Here is an 18,379-nt window from a genome sequence, read left to right as displayed (position 1 = left end):
TCATATGGACTGGATAACGTTACTGCGATCGCTACAGTCTGATTTTATTAAGAGGTTATCAAATAGTTGCCTGCTTCATTGTGAAACAGAAGGTCATTATAGCGAACTGACTATAATCTCTGGAGAAAGATTAAAGGCACTACGGGAATTTTGCTGGGATATGGCCGAAAAGTATAAGCGCACTTCGCCAGTACGTGACGTTTTTATCAACAACCTCAAAGGTAAATTAGGTGAGGAAGTTGTGAAAGAACGGTTAGCTGATTTTATTACCGAAGTCGATTATGAAAAACGATTTGGCGGTGATGGTAAGATTGATTTTACGCTGACCGCTGAACCATCGATTGGCGTTGAAGTCAAATCTCGTCATGGTACTATTGATAAAGTTAGATGGTCACTGAGTAAAGAAGAAGTCGAAAAAAATGCTGTTGTGGTCTGCATTTTGATTCAAGAAGATGTCAGTGAAGCACAACCTGAATATCACCTATTTTTGGCGGGCTTTCTCCCCACCCAAATGATTAAACTCAGAACTGGTAGAATCTCTTTTGGGATAGAACAATTGCTTTATGGTGGGGGATTATGGTGTTATCTAGAACAGTTACAAGCTTCTAAATATAACTCTCATCGTCAACTATCTAGGCTAGACAAATATCAACCTAAGCCAGAAATCACACCTCAGTTAACCAAAAATAACTTAATTAAACCCTTATTCTCTCCTGCAAAAAATCAATCTCTACTCTCCACGGATACCGATATTAATCTATTTTATATTAAATTGGGTGATGAATGTTTTGCTAGAGGTGAATTTGCTGCTGCAATTACCAATTATAACCAAGCATTAAAACTTGAACCTGATGATGCCGAAATTTATTATAAACGTGCTTTAGTGCATTATGAAATAGGCGATTATGAACAAGCAATTGAAGATTATAATCAGGCGATAAAAATTAATTTTAATGATGCTAAAGCTTATAGCAAAAGAGGTTTAGCTCGTTATCAACTAGGAGATTACGAAGCAGCCATTGAGGATTACAATCAAGCAATCAGAATTAATCCCTATGTGGCTATTGTGTATATCAATCGTGCTGATGCTCGTTCTCATATAGGCGATAACCAAGGAGCAATTGAAGATTACACTCAAGCAATCAAAATTAATCCCAATTATGCAATTGGTGACAAACACAGTGGTATGGCGCGTTATTTAATCAAAGAACAGCCGAAAGTTACTCAGATCAAGATTGCTCCTTATGACGCCGTTGCTTATAAAAATCGTGGTAATGCTTGTGCAGAATTCAGCGATTATGACGGTGCAATTGCCGATTACACTCAAGCTATTAAGATAAATCCTAATTATGCCGATGCTTATTACCACCGGGGCAATGCTCATTATGACATAGAGAGATACGCGGATGCAATTGCCGATTACACTCAAGCTATTAAGATAAATTCTCATTATGTTGAAGCTTATTATAACCGTGGTAATGCTCGATTTGCACTAGGAGATAAGCAAGGGACAATTGAGGATTTTCAAAAAGCAGCAGACTTGTATTGGAAAGAAGGCAAAATAGAGGAACATCAAGATACACGCGCCAGAATTTTAGATTTAGAAATTGAAGCATCATTAGATATTTTAAATTTCTAGAACCTCACCTCCCCAATACGGTTCGGTTAAGAGCCGTAGTTGTTTTCTAGCTTAAAGCTTCAACCCATTGAAATGGGTTAAAAGGATTTTGCTGCAATTAATGCCTTGGTGCTGTAAAATAATTTAAAAGCTATACGCTGGGTATTGTCCATCAATATGAAAGTCAAGCGCCTGAAAATGCAAGCGTTCCGAGGAATCGGCGATTTGACCCTGGAATTCGATGAAACGACTCCAACGGTACTTATTGGGATTAATGGCGTCGGAAAATCAAGTATTCTGGATTGTCTCGCTATTCTTTTGTCACAGCTTATCGGTAGGATTGTACCAAATGAGAATATTTCTGCGCCAGCAAACCAGTCCATAAATATTCTGGGAAGTAATATCAATATTCAAGGTGATATCTACGGTCACGTTAATCTATATGGTGATAGAAGCCAATCAAGATTATTTACAGAGCAGGACAGTAAAATACGTGATTTCAACGAACAAGATATTAAAAACTACTGTGACGAAACATCCAACGAAATTACTATTTTACATGAATCTTTATCAGTAACTTGGCTGCTTAAAAATGCGGCTCTTCCGTACTTAGCGTGCTGAATTTATTAAATAATCCGCTTGAAACCCTTGCAGAGCTAAGATAATAGCCATTATTTTCTGTATTTTATATCATATGCTAAAAATTAAATTATGAACGCCTGTAAGCCTTACTTTTAAAGCAAATTTATAGACTTTAATTAATAATTAAGCACGCTAAGTACGCAAGAACCAAATTTTATCATCTTTAGCATCTCGACAAGCAACAATAGTCTTGCTAATTTCAATAAAATTAAGTGATTCAGTCAACCAACCTAGAAATAAATCTCTCTCAATTGCAGTAACATACTTTTCAAACTTTGGTCTTGTTAAAACCTCTATTATTTCTTGCCAAATAGATTGAGACATCAGAATAGTTCCTTGATGTCTAGCTTTATCTAAGGCTTGACGCGGTTGACTATTTTTAAACAACAAAGCACTAACAACAATATTGGTATCTAACACATAGTTAGGGGGATTCTTCATGCAAAATTGTCTCCAAAATTTCTGGTGTCAAGCCTCTGGAAACTGCTCTATCACTAATTTCATCCATCAATTTACCGAGAAAATCAACTTCCTCATTTATATCCTCTCTTAAAAATAAACTAACCAGTGTTACCAAAGATTGCTTTTTACGTTCTGTTGCTTTTTGATAGGCTTGAGCAACGTTAGGACTAACTTTAATTGTGATTTCTTCGCTAAGAAGCATAGTCAAGACTTGTTGATAGTATTTGCTATTATTATATCAAATCAGGGCGATCGCCTGTAGTCACTGTCTTGAATTTCAAGTGATTATCAAGCTTATCAGTTTGGTTGAGTAGGATAGAGTTCAATACTGCTCGGTTAGTATTATATCACTCCACTTTTTGCAACTGCGCTACCCTGGGGTCAACAATTTTTTGTCCCAAACTAGCAAATTTAACAGCCACAGATATCTTATTCCCTTCACCAAAAACGTGTGTAATTTCACCAAGTCCAAAAGTTTTATGTAATACTCTATCCCCAACTTGCCAATTTTCCTTACCACTATTTGCGGATGCAACTTTGGTATAAGTTTGGCGAGTCTTGCGTCCAGTAGTTAATAACTCTTCTGGTAATTCGTCGAGAAATTGCGATCGCATGGCGGGTTCCCGCGAACCATACAAACGGCGCTCTCTGGCGTGTGATATAAATAACCGCTCTTTGGCGCGAGTAATTCCCACGTAACACAGGCGGCGTTCTTCTTCCAAGGATGCGGGGTCATTCAGCGAACGGTAGTTAGGAAATAGTCCCTGTTCTAAACCCACCAAATAAACTACGGGAAATTCCAGACCTTTGGAAGCGTGTAAGGTCATCAAAGATACTGCTGCTTGCCCTTCTTTCAAGTTATCTAAATCAGAACTCAGAGCAGCACTTTGCAGGAACGCTTGCAAGGAGACATCTTCATTCTCTTCTTGGAATTGTAATACAGCGTTGTACAGTTCTTTGACGTTGGCGATGCGGTCTTCAGCTTCATCTGTTCCCTGATTTTGCAAGTCTTGAATATAACCAGACTCTTCTAGCAGTCCATCCAAAACCTCGGAACCTGGAAGCGTTGCCATTTGGTCTTTCCAGTGGCTAATCATCTTAGCAAAGCCATTTACAGCTTTGGTGGCACGTCCAGCCAAGGTATTAACCGATGTCTCATCGCTGAGTATTTCCCACAGGGTGACACCTAATTGCTGGGAGGCGTTCACCAAAGCATCAATGGTGGTTTTCCCGATACCACGGCGGGGAATGTTAATAACTCTTAATAAACTGACTGTATCAGCGGGATTGGCGATCGCTCTTAAATAAGCTATGACATCTTTAATTTCTTTGCGGTCATAAAATCTCATTCCCCCCACAACCGTGTAAGGAATTTGATTTCTTACCAACAATTCTTCAAAGGGGCGTGATTGGGCGTTGGTACGATAAAGAATGGCAAAACTTCCCCAATTTAATTCGGGGTTTTCGTTTTCTAAAGTGCGAATTTGATTAAAGACAAACTCCGCTTCCTCCAGTTCATCATCAGCTTTGTGACAATAAATTTGTTCACCAGGTCCCCTTGTCGGCTTGAGGACTTTATCAATACGTTCTGTGTTATTTTCTATTAACTCATTAGCCGCTTGCAGAATATTTTCACAAGAGCGATAGTTTTCTTCTAATTTTACCATTGTGCGAGTATCGTCATCTGGCAAACCATCGCCAAAATCTTCCTGAAATTCTAACAAAATGGTGAAATCAGCCATTCTAAAGCTGTAAATTGATTGGTCAGCATCACCCACCACAAACACCGACCGATTTCCCCATTCCCACTCACTCTTGTTATCTTCACCATTCGTCACCAACAAACGGATCAAGTCGTACTGGGTGCGGTTGGTGTCCTGATATTCATCAACTAGAATATGGGAAAACTTGCGGTGCCAATAAGCTAATACCTGCTCATTTTGTTGAAATAGTCTCACCGGCACCAAAATTAAGTCATCAAAATCAAGAGCATTATTTTGTGCTAGTCTATCTTGATAAGAATTGTAGACTTCAGAAATTACCCTACCGCGATAATTTGGTTGTTCTCGCTCAAATTCTGACGGGGATAAACCTTGGTTTTTAGCGTTACTGATAGCATAGCGGACAGAACGGGGTTCAAATTTTTTATCGTCCAGGTTTAGCTGTTTTGTAACGATTTCTTTGACCAAGCTTTGAGAATCTGAATCATCAAAAATCGAGAAATTTTTATTCCACCGCCGTCCTTTTTCGTCTTGATATTTCTCAATATCAAAGCGGAGAACGCGAGAAAACAGACTGTGGAAAGTGCCACACCACAAATCTTTGATAGTAGTACGATAGACTTGCGATCGCAGTTGCATTTGTTGGTATTCTGTCAACAAATCAAACCGCTGACCATGTTCATTCATCGCCAACTGTTCTGCAAATATCCTTTGAATCCGTTCCTTCATCTCCTTTGCGGCTTTATTGGTGAAGGTGACAGCCAGAATATTTTCGGGAGCGACACGGTGTTTTAGAATCAGGTTAGCAATCCGATAAGTTAGCGCTCGTGTTTTACCGGAACCAGCACCAGCAACAACTAGCAACGGGCCGCAGTGGTGTTCCACGGCTTGACGTTGGCTGGGGTTAAGGTGGCTGAGGAAGTCAATAGTTGTAGTCATGGATAGCCCAGGCGACTGGAAAAAGAATCGCTTCTTTTGAGAGTATCGCAATTAACGTATATTATTTTATGTTACAGCTATTTTCCGGTAAATAGATCAGCTTCTTTAATCCAATACAGTTCAGTTAGACTCAAATGGTATACAGTGTAGGGGCACGGCATCCAAAATCTTTTTTTCATAATGACAATTTTATTCGTGCCGTGCCCCTACGACAATTTTCCTTAACTGAACTGTATTGTTCTTTAATCTGAATAACGTTAAAGTCGTAGTATGATTAGGAACACTAAAACCCAGATGCAAGCTGATAAATACCCTTTTGCTCAAGAACTAATTACCGATATTGAAGGTAATATTCGTAAAGTAGTCATAGATTTTCATGACTATCTCCGCTTGCTGGAAGCTATTGAGGATGAAGGACTCATCTTAGCGATGAAGGAAGTAGAACATGAAATACCTCTAAATATTGATGAAGCATTAGCACAACTACAACAAGAGTGATTACCCAGTATCTACCCAGCTTTATTAAGGATCTTAAAGCTCTCAAAAGTACACCTTACTATGAGACTGTTAAAACCCTTGTCTTTAAAGAAACGTAGACCCGAAGGGACTTCTCGAAGAGTAACCCAACAAACTCGCGAAAATTTTGGGTTTCACTACCCTTCTGGTGTCTACATTCAACCCAACCTACAAATATTTTAAGAATATTAATTTTGTTGCCTTTCTGATAACCAATTAGTTAAATCACTAACCGAGGTAAAATCAAGCAAATCCTCACCTAATGCTTCCAACTCTTCAATGGTTAAAGAACGCACCTGCTCAAGTAATGTGTCATCAATATTTCCTAGACGACGATTTAGTTGCCGTGTCAGCAATGATAATGCTTCTTGTAGCCTAGCACTCCGCTCGAAAGAAGTTACATATTTCATACGTCGTCTCGCCTCAAGTTGTTGTATTTCTAGTTTAAACTCTGCTTCTAAATTGGGTGGTAAAGTCAACATCCAATCCACGAAAGCGATTAAATTCAAAACATCCTGCTCCGCAAGTCCTTTTTCATACAACGAACGGTAATCTTCTAGCCCAAAGGGAGTAAGACTATGAATTTTGTTGTCTTCCTGATAACCAATTAGTTAAATTACTAACCGAGGTAAAATCAAGCAAAGCCTCACCTAATGCTTCCAACTCTTCAATGCTTAAAGAGCGCACCTGCTCAAGCAATGTGTCATCAATATTTCCTAGACGACGATTTAGTAGCCGTGTTACGAATGACAATGCTTCTTGTTGCTTACCAATTTCAATCCCACTCCGCTCGAAAGAAGTTACATATTTCATACGTCGTCCCGCCTCAAGTTGTTGTATTTCTAGTTTAAACTCTGCTTCTAAATTGGGTGGTAAAGTCAACATCCAATCCACGAAAGCGATTAAATTCAAAACATCCTGCTCCGCAAATCCTTTTTCATACAACCTTTGTACCAAAGCCAATTTTTGCTCTTTACGATTGTTCCGGTCATTACGGGTATTAAGTGCAGCCAAGTGTGCCATCACTATCGTCGCGAATGGGTTACTGTCGTTTTCTAGTTCCGATAACCGTTGCTGATAGTCTACCAATTTAATAATGGGAAATTGGAAATCCAACTTACAGCCAAACAGACTATAACCAAATTGTTGCGGGCGCCAAGTTGCTCTTTCATCTCCCAGAATCGCCAGGGAGACTACGGTTTTTTTATATCTATCGTAGATGCGATAATTATAAGTATACATTCTTGCCGCAAAGTCTGAATCTTCTTGAGACTGCACCTCGACATGGATTAACACCCACTGTTCTTGACCATTTTTGAGATACACTTTTACCAATTTATCGGCGAACCTGCGACCGATTTCGGCATCGGCGACTACTTCTTGTAGTTCTGGTTCTTGCGTACTTAACGTGCTAAATTTTTAATTACAGTCGATAACTTTGTTTTAAAATCAAGGCTTACAGGCGCTTATAGCCAAAATTTTAATCATCAGACCTAAAAGGCAGTAAATAATGGCTGTCATCTTATCCCAGCAAGGAGTTCAAGCTTATTTTTCAACATATTTAGCACGCTAAGTACGCAAGAACCGAAATAATAAAAATTGTCATCATCGTTGATTTTTAGTTTGTAATTTACCTTGGGTTTACTTCTCTTCCATACAATATGTTCAAGATTTGTTTTGGGGAGAAAAGATAATGAGCAAACTAATGAGCAAAGACATAAAAAAAACGTAGTTATTAGAAAACCTATATGTATGGATTTAGGTATATTTGATGCGGCACTTAAGTAAGTTAATGTTGCTGCTATACCTGCTCCAGAAAAACCAAGAAGAATAGCATTTTTTGCTTCTGCAAATTTTAGCAATTCGTTTATTATCTGAAATATTTTCGTTAACTTTTCTGTCAATTCATCCATACCAATTCACTCATACCAATCATTAAATTCACATCATTACCAAATACATAAAACTGTCGAACAGCAAGTGTAAATTCCCCAAATTAAAACTTGGCTTAATGTGGTAAATACTACATTCTTACTCTGTTGACATTTATTACCACCAGAACTCAAACAGGGTCGCAGCCCCGAAAAATTGCTATAAAACGAAAAAAAATACTGTAATTGCCAATTCTTAGATACTGAGTTCATCTAATTCCATCTCATGCTAACTCACTCGTTGCAAGTCCCAATTAAAAATACATTTTAATAATCTTAAACCAAAGAGAACTATTGTAGTATAATATAAAACGGTACTAAATACAGTAGTAATTTTACGGGTTCTCGCCAGGGTGTTAGGGATGCGGCGTTGCTGGCGATATTGCGCGGTGCGGGGTTGCGACGGGCTTGACTAAGTAATATCATGTCCGGGAGCTTACCCATAATACCCGCAATGTAGAGACGTTACATGTAACGTCTCTACAGAATATTTTATTACGCTCATATAAACGGACATGATATAAGTCGGCGCGAAAAAACAAAACTATATTACGAAACATAAATATGCCCCAAATGCTTACCAATGACCAATGACCAATGACAAATGACCAATGACAAATGACCAATGACAAATGACAAAGAAAGCCAGTATTGTTCAATAGACCACCTACTTACCATCAATTTTTAATCTTGCACAGTCAGTGGTAGGCGAACAATAAAAGTAGAACCTACTCCCGGCTGACTTTTAACAATAATTTCCCCACCCATCATCTCGCAAAAATGGCGGCTAATTGCTAAACCCAATCCTGTACCGCCATACTTTTTTGTAGTTGAATTATCCCCTTGAATGAAGGGTTGAAATAACTGCTGTTGTTGACTCTGCGACATCCCAATTCCCGTATCAGTAACGGTGAAAGTAATAATCCCAAAAGGAGCGTCTAATACTAATTCTTGTTTTTCGCTCCGCACTGTTAGCGTTATCTTACCGTTAGTGGTAAACTTGGCAGCATTACTCAACAGATTTAATAAAACTTGCCGCATCCGAGTTTGATCGGCGTACATTGTTCCCAGTTGGTCATCACAATCTATTTCTAAAACATTGCTATTTTTTTCGATAGCAGGCTTGACTGTGAGGACAATATTATTAATCAGCATCCCAATCTCAAATGTCTCTGGGTAGAGATTCATTTTCCCCGCTTCAATTTTTGACAAGTCGAGGATATCGTTAATTAGTTCTAGTAGATGTTTACCGGCTGAGTTGATTGTTTCTAGATCTGTGATAAAATCTAGAGATAAGTCCAAATCTGTAGCATCGTCTTCCAGCAGTTGGCTCAAGCCAATAACAGCATTTAAAGGTGTACGTAATTCGTGACTAACATTGGCCAAGAAAATACTTTTTGCTTGGCTAGCGGCTTCGGCTAATTCTTTAGCTTGTTGTAGTTCTTTAGTCCGCTCAGATACTCGTTCAATTAAACGATTCAAAGATTTAGCTAATAACCCAATTTCATCTTCTGTGGTAATGGGCGCTCGCAAATCGAAATTAGATTTTCTCGCCACCTGTTCAGCTACTTGGGTGACAGTGATCACTGGTTCGGCGATCGCCCGACTCGTCCGCCATGCTACAATAGCTGCGATCGCCACAGATACCAGCATACTCGCGATCACAATTAATCGCTCAACTCCTTTTGCCTGCTCAAATGCTTCTGTCCTTTGCTGCTCTTGTTCTTCAGCATTTTGCAGAATGTTGCTCAATTTTTGCGAAAGTTGATCCAGTTGCATGGCTGTTTCACCACGCATAATTTCCAACAATTTTCCTCTGGCTGTAGCCATCTGCTGCGGCTGCATTTTCTGGTAGTCAATTTCTGCCAATACTGCTTCTATTTGGTTAGTATAGGATTTTAAAGTAGTTCCATAATTCTGCAATAAAGTCTGCAAAGTAGAACTTGTAGCAGCTAATGTCCTTGGTTTACTATCAATAAAATTAGTAATTTTTTGATCCAATTTTTTAGCTTTCTCAAAACTCTTGATAAATTCGGCTTTCTTGATTTCCAGTTGTTGTGAGTTGTCTAATACAGCCACTAAGTTAGAGCTATGCAATTGCGTCCCTACTACCGCATCTTTATAATTTATTAGTAGTTGTCCTTGCTCATGGGCTTGATTTAATTGCCTAATTTCTCTTCCCCGATAGTAGTTGGCCATGACCAACCCAGTCAATGAGCCAAAAAACCCAATCCCAATAGCCACAAAGTATCCATAGCCAATTTTTTGATGGATACGCCAAGAACTAGCTTTGAGTTTCCCGCGTGAAGGAAATTCTATAGTCGGGAGTTCGTCTGTCGATGGCTCTTCTGCTGACACTATTTTGCTTTCTGAACTACTGTCAATAGGGGTTGGCTTTTGAGTTTGCATCTCACAAATGTGCTTACCCTCCCGCCAAAATCACCAAGTTTCACCCGTAGCATCACTCCCATGACTGAATTAATACCTAGATTCTAACTTTTCCTAATCAAACGAAGTACATGATACCCCCTCCTCGCTTACGCTTAGGGGGTTGGGGGTGCGTTTCTCATGAGACTCTATTATATATATTTCTTTCAGTGGTTTAGATATTCATCGTGACACAAAAATTTGATGCCGACAAACAAATCTGTAGGGTGCGTCAGACTTGAGTTTTTCGTGATCAACCACAGATTTTTGGCATTCTACTCTCCATACTAATGTGCCCGGAGAATAGGTCTTAGGCTGCAAATACACCTCAAAATTACGACAGACGCGGTTTAATTTAGGTAAAAATACTATAAGTCCTTACCAATAACAAATGACCACTAATACCGTTTCACTTTAAGTATGATACAAATACGTTGGTAGGGGCACGGCAATGCCGTGCCCCTACTGGCTTCTATATGTATCAGAGTTTTGGTGAAATGCTATAACACCTGTGAACTGTATTTGCAAGTCCCTGAATCCAAACTCAAAGGTGTTGTAAGGGCGCAAGGCCTTGCGCCCCTACTGTTAAATTAGAGTCTAAGCGATCGCTTGCGAAAGTGAATCGTTGACGGCTTGCTTCAACAATTCTGCCTTATCGGTTTGCTCCCAAGGCAAGTCTAAATCACTCCGCCCAAAATGACCGTAAGCCGCGACGTCCTGATAAAAACGTCCGCCTCGTTCACTTGGTAAGTTACGTAAGTTGAAGCTATGGATAATCCCCGCCGGACGAAGCTCAAAGTGCTGATTAATTAAATTCAGCAAGGTGTCTTCATCTACTTTACCAGTTCCAAAGGTATCTACCAGAATACTGGTTGGTCGCGCTACGCCGATAGCATAGGATAGCTGGATTTCCACTTTGTCTGCTAGCCCTGCAGCGACAATATTTTTTGCCACATAGCGAGCCGCATAAGCTGCAGAACGGTCTACCTTTGTGGGGTCTTTACCGGAGAAAGCGCCCCCACCATGTCGTGAGTAGCCACCGTAGGTATCAACAATGATTTTTCTACCAGTTAGACCAGAGTCTCCCTGGGGACCACCAATGACAAATTTGCCAGTGGGGTTGACTAAAAACCTTGTTTGCTCATCCGGCTTCACTTCCAAATCGCCAAACACAGGTTCGACCACTGCTGACCAGAGGTCTTCCTTAATTTTGGCCTGCACCTGCACTTCATCTGTGATTTCTCCAATACTAGCTGTATGCTGGGTGGAAATCAGGATGGTATCAATGCCTACAGGACGGCCATCTTCATAGATGACGGTGACTTGGGTTTTACCATCGGGACGTAGGTAGGGTAAATCACCTGTCTTTCGGACTGCTGCTAGTCGGCGAGCGATGCGGTGCGCTAGACTGATGGGTAAGGGCATCAGTTCTGGTGTTTCGTTGCTGGCAAAGCCAAACATTATACCTTGATCACCTGCACCAATTTTGTCGAATAGTTCTTCACTATCCTGTTCGCGGGTTTCTTGGGCGGTGTTAACACCTTGGGCGATATCAGGTGATTGTTCGTCCAAAGCTACCAAAACGCTGGTGCTGTTAGCAGAAAAGCCGTTATCAGCATTGGTATAGCCAATTTCAGCAATTTTCTTGCGAGCCAGATTGACGAAATTCACATTGGCTTTGGTGGTAATTTCGCCTGTGATTAGCACCAAGCCAGTATTGACTACCACTTCAGCCGCGACACGGCTAGTGGGATCTTGTGTCAGCAAGGCATCCAGAATCGTATCAGAAATCTGATCGCAGATTTTATCTGGATGACCTTCGGTGACTGACTCGGAGGTGAATAGATATCGACGAGACAAAGGAATTTCCTCCTTTTAAAGTATTTTCACTGGCTAAATGTGGTTATTTAGTTCAGTTACTCTAATTTATGAAATCATAACAATAATTACACAAACATTAGTAAGTGTTTTCATATCTTCTCAAAAACTATTAAAATCTCCTCAATTGACTCTTGACCCTTGACTCTTGACGAAAATGTTTTCAACAACACAAAAAAGGGGATACCCTGAAGTACCCCCCAAAGATTTGACACAAAAACTGCTGCTTTAAACTTGAACTGCTAACTTAGCTTCCTGTGTTGTCAACCTCTCATAAGCGGCTCGCATTTTCAAACCTGTAAGCACTTGGAAAAATCCAGTTCCATTGTTGGAACCGGGATATTCACGGTGCTGAAGTAACAAGTGAGTCAACTCACCCTGGTATTTAGTAGATGTTTTGCTGAGATGGGTTTCGATGTAAATCACTTCTTCTAGGTTGTCAAATTGACCATCCACCTCTAATACTGAAACGTAGCGACCATAGTAAACATCTGAACCATAGTACAGCTGCATACCAGGGTAAGAACAAGTCAGCTTACGTCCGCAAGGAGTCCAGGTAATTGTTGACCCTTCATCAAAGAGGTAACTTGGGTCAAAGCCTTCCTTCCCTTCTCTTTGCAGCATACGTACCCGCAGGACTTTGCGCTCTGTATCGTTTTTGATTAAGTTAGTTGGCAATACTTGCAGAACCACATCAGCAAATTCTCTTTGTGGTTCAATATACTTTTCAAAATCAGGCTTACGGGAATTGATTTGCGCTAACACATCTTCATAGCGATGACCGCGTTCAGCCATATCTCGCTGAATTTTCCAGGCAATTTTGACTTCATCGCTGATGTCGAAATAGACACTGAAATCGATTAGCGCTCGCACCCGTTCATCATATAAAGGATGCAGCCCTTCCACAACTACAATATGATTTGGTTCGATCCGCTCTGGTGGATCAATCAAGCCAGTTTCGTGGTTATAAATTGGCTTATCAATCGCTTGACCATTCTTGAGTGCTTGAATTTGCTCATACATCAGGTCAAAATTGTTCGCCCTGGGGTCTAGTGCTGTTATCCCAGTTTCTTTGCGCTGTTTACGATCCAGAGAGTGATAGTCATCTAAACAGATGACCGTCATTAAATCTTCACCAAATAAATCTATCAAACGACGCAAAAACGTAGATTTACCGCACCCGGAGTCTCCGGCTACTCCAATCAGTACCACGCGTTCCGGCTTACTTGTCATAAATCTCCTCTAAATACTAAAGTTGTGTCAATCAATAATTTTTCACACAGCAGATTTTGAAGCCAGGATTTTACCTGATTGGTTCTTCCTGCGTTCTTGCTACCCACAGCTCTAATAAGAAGTCAGTCGTGTATACAACCACGTAATAGTTGTTACTCGTCCGCCCAATCTAAATTCGTTGCTGGTAAGTATTTAATCCTAGTGGTATATTTGATTTTAACAGAAGGGGGTTATTCTATACAAGGTTTACTGTCAGGAATAATCTGGTGCTTCGTCAATCATGCTGATGATTTAATTAGTGATTTTAAAAGGCATCCGCTTACCACCCACAACTAGTGTGGCCGGCAACAGTTACCTGATTGTGTGTCTATTATTCAAGTGTATAATGTATGATTTTCTTTTGCAGATAAATTTTTCCCATTTTTGAATTTTAATTGGCCAGGGAGTAATGCACTAGTACTGTAAGGCATTCGTTAAAAGTTAAAAGTCAAAAGTCAAAAAGCTTATAGGGCAGAGTTTTTGCCGATTTGGAATGGGGGGCTTATTTACGCCTTACTGTACTAGGTATTCAAAGTCAAGATCTATCCCACAAATCAGTCAGCAACTTGGCTTTAAATCCAGCCAGAGCAAATGGTAGCAGTGGTAGTTCTGGAAAAACAACCCTGGGCAAATTAATTTTAGGTTTATACCCTGCGACAGATGGAAAAGTCTTGATAGACCGTCATGATGTCTCTGGTGTTTCTTTGCAACCTCTCCGCTCTCAAATAGGTCTTGTCGATTAAGATACCTTCCTGTTTGGTGGCACTATTCATGAAAACATCTCCATCGCTCACCCAGAAGCTTCTTTAGCAGAAATTATCCAGGCAGCAAGATTTGCAGGAGCAGATGAATTTATTCAGCAACTGCCAATCGGTTACGAATCCCAAATTGGTGAAGCGGGCGGAATGCTCTGGGGCGGACAACGCCAACGCCTAGCCATTGCTCCTGCAATACTTGGAAATCTCCGATTGTTACTTTTTGATGAAGCCACAAGTCACTTAAACTCGGAATCAGAACGTATTATTCAAAACAACCTCAAAACAATTCTCCCAGGGCGCACCAGTGTAATTATTGCCCATCGCCTGTCTACTGTCCGCAATACTGATTTGATTCTAGTTTTAGATCTCGCCATATTGCTGGAAAGTGGTACTCACGACAAAATTAATCCTCAAAAAAGGTCATTGCTACTACCTCAATCAACAACAATTAGCTCAAGCAGTCTAGTAACTAGAGATTGGAAGGGGAGAATGGCACGAAGATAAGAGATATGGTTATACGGTTCGGTTAAGAATATTCGTAGGTTGGGTTGAGGTAATGCGTTACCCAACAAACCGCGTAAAAGATTGGGTTGCGTTTGGTCCCCCTTCCCTATGGGAGGCTCCGCGTAGCTTGCTTCTGGGTTCGCGCAGCGTCCCGTAGGGAAGGAATACGGAATCTTGCTAGGTTCCTCAACCCAACTTACACATTTTTATTTTTTAGTCTTAATCGAACCGTATTGAGAGATATTGGGGAGATAAGGGAGTATTTAAATTAGATGTTTCCATGTTTTTGATAGACCCAAATTTCCAGTAATTTACAAATAAAAAATAATTACGATAGATTTATCTTGGCATTAAACAAATGTTTACTGCCTAGATTTTTTTTGCATTTTTAGGGAAACAAATATTAGCTATAGATAAATATCTTCCCAGGAATAATAATTTTTTTTAATCAATAAAAACCTCAAAAAGTGTTGACTTATTGGAAATAATATTTTAGAGTATAAATGTGGATGGAAAGCAAACCACCCACAAAAAAATTCCCAAAAGAACTAGTTAATTCTCAGGATAGAACCAATGATTATCAACGATCTAGGCTATTTAGAAATCTGCAACGAAGAAGTATTTGGTGGTAGTAAATCTGGTGGTACTAACTATTCCTTCACCAAGAATGTGGCTGCGACATTTAACAATACAGCTAACATTTCTATCAGCAGCACAGTTAAGGATACTCTGACAAAGAAAGCAACCTACGAGGTTAGCTCAACAGTAAAAGGTAATTCCGCTTCTATCGCTTTCGACAACGAAGCAATAGGCAAAGCTAGCAACACTCAATCCGCATTCTCCCAAGTAGTGGTTGGCGGAGAAAGCTCCAGCCAATCTGGTACTATCGTTGCTTCAGCAGCATAGTTAAAGACTAAAAAGTTGCCCTATTTCAGGCAACTTTCAGATAAATAAAAGCTCATGAGCATTTGAAAAGAGTTGCCCACTTAGGGCAACTCTTACTGACGAGATACCAATACTGCGTAGCGTTTGAGCCGTTTTAGCTCAAACTCATTGAAATGGGTTAAAAGATTGCCTAGTGAGCTTTTAGCTTACTTTAGCTATTAGCACAAAATGCAATTTTTGCAAAAATCATATACGTATTATTGGGAGGCATCATACTTTTGTAAAAACACAGATTATTTATATTTGCAAATTCGCTTTTTAATGGCGTCAAGAAAACTACATGGGGTATCGAGAAGCGATGATAATTTCTGATCTGGATTATTTAGATTTCATCCCCGAAACATCTGCTTGCCATTTAAATGGCAGTGGTGCTACAGCAATGTCTGTATTTTCAGCATCTGCTTTTGGTAGTTCGACTTACACAGATACTTTTGTTAACAATCTAGCAACCATTCAACCGAATATTTCCTTTGCTCTCTCTTATATTCGTGTGATTTCCAGAGCTTCTGGTTCTAATCCTGTCTCTAGTGTTTCTGCTTCTTCATTTTCTTCAGCATCAAATTAGGCAAAACCTACCCGTATTGATTGTGTTTGAGGTTTTCTAATAACAATATATATATATGGCTTACATCAACGGAAAAAACGACAATGACACCATTAGAGGTACATCTAGTGGTGATCAGATCTTCGCTCGTAAGGGAGACGACATCTTGGTCGGATTGGCAGGTAATGACTATATCTCAGGAGGTGAGGGTAATGACATTATTTCGGGTGATGGTGCTGTTCTTAATCTGATTGATCCATTCAACCCCATTTTTTCTGCCGCAACCCCAAATGATGGCAAGGATTTACTTTTTGGGGGCGATGGTAATGACTTTATCTGGGGTGGGGGTGGTAACGATATCCTTGACGGCGGTAATGATGATGATACCCTCTATGGTGGGTCGGGTAATGACAGCATCAGAGGTGGCTTTGGGAATGATTTCCTCTTTGAGCGCGATGGTAATAATCGCCTTGATGGCGGTTTTGGGAATGATGTACTCCTTGCCGGCACAGGGAATGATTTATTACAAGGGGGGTTTGGGGATGACTTCCTTGATGGAGCAAGCGGTAATGATACTCTTAGAGGGGGCAATGGGAATGACACCATTTTTGGCGGATCTGGTGATGACCGGATCTCCAATGGACTAAACGCAAACCCAATCAATGATCCTAACCTTCCCCCTGGTCTTGATATTCTCGTAGGGGAGAGCGGGAACGACACCATCAACGGAAGTGTTGGAGACGATCTGATTTTTGGAGACTTTTACGCCAACGTAGACACTGCAGGGGAGTTCATTACAGTTAGTGATGACCCTAACAATCCTGATGGTAATGACGATATCACTGCAGGAACGGGTAATGACACTGTTTTTGGTGGTGGTGGTAATGACACCATCAACGGAGCGGTGGGCAATGATTATCTTGATGGCGGTTATGGTGGCTGGGGCATTAATTTTGACGCAGATTTGAATCTTGCTCTCAATGACCTCGGTAGCAATGACTTGCTTTTGGGAGGTGCTGGTAATGATACCATCGTTGGTGGATTTGGTAATGATACCCTAAATGGTGGCGGTCAACCTGGCGACTACGACGTGTTAATTGGTGGTGTCTACCTGTTGAACAATGGTCAAAGAGTCGCATTGTCTGAGGGAGATTTTGGAATATCCACATCAGATACCTTTGTGCTGGGTTCTACAAGTGGTAACTTTTATGCGGGTGGTACTGGTGGTGTCCTTTCCGGTAAGGTGGTCGGATTTGAAGATCGCGCTGATATTCTCGACTTTGAGAATGGTGTTGATCAAATCCAAGTGAGTAATCCTGGTGGTATAACTACTGCAAATTACAACGGAAATAAACTTATTTTGGTTGAGTCCGGTAGCAACTTTGAAGTTATTGCCCAGGTAGTCGGATTTACTGGTACATTTGCCGCTAACACCTTTATCCCTGCTGTGTAGCAGACTAGGAATGGATACAATACGGTTCGGTTAAGAGAATGTTTGAAAAGTCTGTGAGGGATTTGGTATTGGTTCAAAAACTCAAAAATAATCACTTTAATCTGGATATTTAACTTTGCTAACAAGTATCCAGATTCTTTTCATTTATCAATTTTTTTACTATGTAATACCAATTTTAAAAAAGAATGGGACAGATAGGGTAGGGGCGCAAGGCCTTGCGCCCCTACAGATTATTGATGTGTTGCAAATATTTTTTGAATTGGTATAATTTTTATTGATTAATAGATTATATCAAGTCCCGTTACGGTCACACAAACATGCGGTAACATTGCTGTGCCCCTACAAATACCACGTGCAATCACTCGGATTTTGTATGAGATATTTTTATTAATTAAAGCCTCAAAAAAATTGCTTATTAAACACAAAAAGATTAAAATATAAAGATGGGCAATTAAAAAATAATTGCCCATCATAAAATTCCCAAAATTAGTAATTCCCGGGATAATTTCCCGTTTTCTATCTTAACCATAAGGTAACAGGGAAGAGGGTGTTATATGTCTTATCCCCTTTTTCCCTTGTCCTTACCTTTGCGTTAACTGACATACATCCTCTTCCTAAAGGAGCGAGGATTCCTTGACGCTCCGCGAAGACAGAAACCCGCTACTAGGTAGTCTTACAGTCTCTCCACGTCCGTTTATAGTCTCCCAATGCCCTATGGCGACTTTTTTCTATTGTAGCAAAAATTTTGGTAAAGCTGTCCTAGCAGTAT

Annotated in this window: 16 protein-coding genes and 1 pseudogene; 7 read left to right on the top strand and 10 right to left on the bottom strand. The window is 40.1% G+C overall.

From position 1 onward, the window contains the following. The first annotated feature begins 4 nt into the window (after nt 1-4). Both HEQ19_20735 and HEQ19_20730 read left to right on the top strand, forming a co-directional pair. Entirely contained in the window at nt 5-1,639 is a 1,635-nt protein-coding gene (locus HEQ19_20735; protein WYM01560.1) for a tetratricopeptide repeat protein, read from the top strand. Nucleotides 1,640-1,795: 156 nt separating this feature from the next. Then, nucleotides 1,796-2,239 carry an AAA family ATPase gene (locus HEQ19_20730; protein WYM01559.1) on the top strand — a complete coding sequence of 148 codons (444 nt, stop codon included), beginning with the start codon at nt 1,796-1,798 and terminating at the stop codon, nt 2,237-2,239. 153 nt (nt 2,240-2,392) lie between these two features. On the opposite strand, the gene HEQ19_20725 is transcribed toward HEQ19_20730, so the two are convergent. From HEQ19_20725 to pcrA, 3 genes are all read right to left on the bottom strand, one after another. Continuing rightward, nucleotides 2,393-2,701: a putative toxin-antitoxin system toxin component, PIN family gene (locus HEQ19_20725; GenBank protein WYM01558.1), complete on the bottom strand. Its 309-nt coding sequence runs from the start codon at nt 2,699-2,701 to the stop codon at nt 2,393-2,395. Continuing rightward, nucleotides 2,685-2,924 carry a hypothetical protein gene (locus HEQ19_20720; GenBank protein WYM01557.1) on the bottom strand — a complete coding sequence of 80 codons (240 nt, stop codon included), beginning with the start codon at nt 2,922-2,924 and terminating at the stop codon, nt 2,685-2,687. Before HEQ19_20720 ends, HEQ19_20725 begins: the two co-directional genes overlap by 17 nt. 145 nt (nt 2,925-3,069) lie before the next feature. Next, nucleotides 3,070-5,382 carry a DNA helicase PcrA gene (gene pcrA, locus HEQ19_20715; protein ID WYM01556.1) on the bottom strand — a complete coding sequence of 771 codons (2,313 nt, stop codon included), beginning with the start codon at nt 5,380-5,382 and terminating at the stop codon, nt 3,070-3,072. A gap of 270 nt (nt 5,383-5,652) precedes the next feature. On the opposite strand from pcrA, the gene HEQ19_20710 reads away from it, so the two are divergent. Beyond that, complete coding sequence (locus HEQ19_20710) at nt 5,653-5,880, top strand: hypothetical protein (GenBank protein WYM03530.2); 228 nt, start codon at nt 5,653-5,655, stop codon at nt 5,878-5,880. Nucleotides 5,881-6,086: 206 nt separating this feature from the next. On the opposite strand, the gene HEQ19_20700 is transcribed toward HEQ19_20710, so the two are convergent. From HEQ19_20700 to HEQ19_20675, 7 genes are all read right to left on the bottom strand, one after another. Continuing rightward, nucleotides 6,087-6,407, bottom strand: a complete 321-nt coding sequence (locus HEQ19_20700) for a DUF4351 domain-containing protein (protein ID WYM03529.2) — start codon at nt 6,405-6,407, stop codon at nt 6,087-6,089. A 67-nt stretch (nt 6,408-6,474) separates the two neighbouring features. Beyond that, complete coding sequence (locus HEQ19_20695) at nt 6,475-7,257, bottom strand: DUF4351 domain-containing protein (protein ID WYM03528.1); 783 nt, start codon at nt 7,255-7,257, stop codon at nt 6,475-6,477. A gap of 158 nt (nt 7,258-7,415) precedes the next feature. Further along, nucleotides 7,416-7,811, bottom strand: a complete 396-nt coding sequence (locus HEQ19_20690; protein WYM01555.1) for a hypothetical protein — start codon at nt 7,809-7,811, stop codon at nt 7,416-7,418. A 567-nt stretch (nt 7,812-8,378) separates the two neighbouring features. Further along, on the bottom strand, nt 8,379-8,507 hold the full coding sequence (locus HEQ19_31215; protein WZI66972.1) for a hypothetical protein: 129 nt from the start codon (nt 8,505-8,507) through the stop codon (nt 8,379-8,381). A 6-nt stretch (nt 8,508-8,513) separates the two neighbouring features. Then, nucleotides 8,514-10,238 (bottom strand): ATP-binding protein, encoded by a 1,725-nt coding sequence (locus HEQ19_20685; GenBank protein WYM01554.1) that lies wholly within the window; start codon nt 10,236-10,238, stop codon nt 8,514-8,516. Between the two features lie 615 nt (nt 10,239-10,853). Beyond that, entirely contained in the window at nt 10,854-12,116 is a 1,263-nt protein-coding gene (gene metK / locus HEQ19_20680; protein ID WYM01553.1) for a methionine adenosyltransferase, read from the bottom strand. Nucleotides 12,117-12,362: 246 nt separating this feature from the next. Beyond that, nucleotides 12,363-13,367, bottom strand: a complete 1,005-nt coding sequence (locus HEQ19_20675; protein WYM01552.1) for a phosphoribulokinase — start codon at nt 13,365-13,367, stop codon at nt 12,363-12,365. Nucleotides 13,368-13,999: 632 nt separating this feature from the next. Between HEQ19_20675 and HEQ19_20670 the strand changes: the two are divergent. From HEQ19_20670 to HEQ19_20655, 4 genes and pseudogenes are all read left to right on the top strand, one after another. Further along, nucleotides 14,000-14,630 (top strand): annotated as a pseudogene (locus tag HEQ19_20670) (ATP-binding cassette domain-containing protein). 611 nt (nt 14,631-15,241) lie between these two features. Continuing rightward, a complete protein-coding gene (locus tag HEQ19_20665; GenBank protein ID WYM01551.1) occupies nt 15,242-15,574 on the top strand; it encodes a hypothetical protein in 333 nt (110 codons plus the stop codon). A 319-nt stretch (nt 15,575-15,893) separates the two neighbouring features. Beyond that, nucleotides 15,894-16,178 carry a hypothetical protein gene (locus HEQ19_20660; protein WYM01550.1) on the top strand — a complete coding sequence of 95 codons (285 nt, stop codon included), beginning with the start codon at nt 15,894-15,896 and terminating at the stop codon, nt 16,176-16,178. Nucleotides 16,179-16,233: 55 nt separating this feature from the next. Further along, nucleotides 16,234-17,610 carry a calcium-binding protein gene (locus HEQ19_20655; GenBank protein WYM01549.1) on the top strand — a complete coding sequence of 459 codons (1,377 nt, stop codon included), beginning with the start codon at nt 16,234-16,236 and terminating at the stop codon, nt 17,608-17,610. The last annotated feature ends 769 nt before the right edge of the window (nt 17,611-18,379 follow it).

The sequence above is a fragment of the Gloeotrichia echinulata CP02 genome, assembly GCA_038087035.1.
Taxonomy (GTDB): Bacteria; Cyanobacteriota; Cyanobacteriia; order Cyanobacteriales; family Nostocaceae; genus Gloeotrichia; species Gloeotrichia echinulata.
This window is presented reverse-complemented; position numbering and strand designations above follow the sequence as displayed.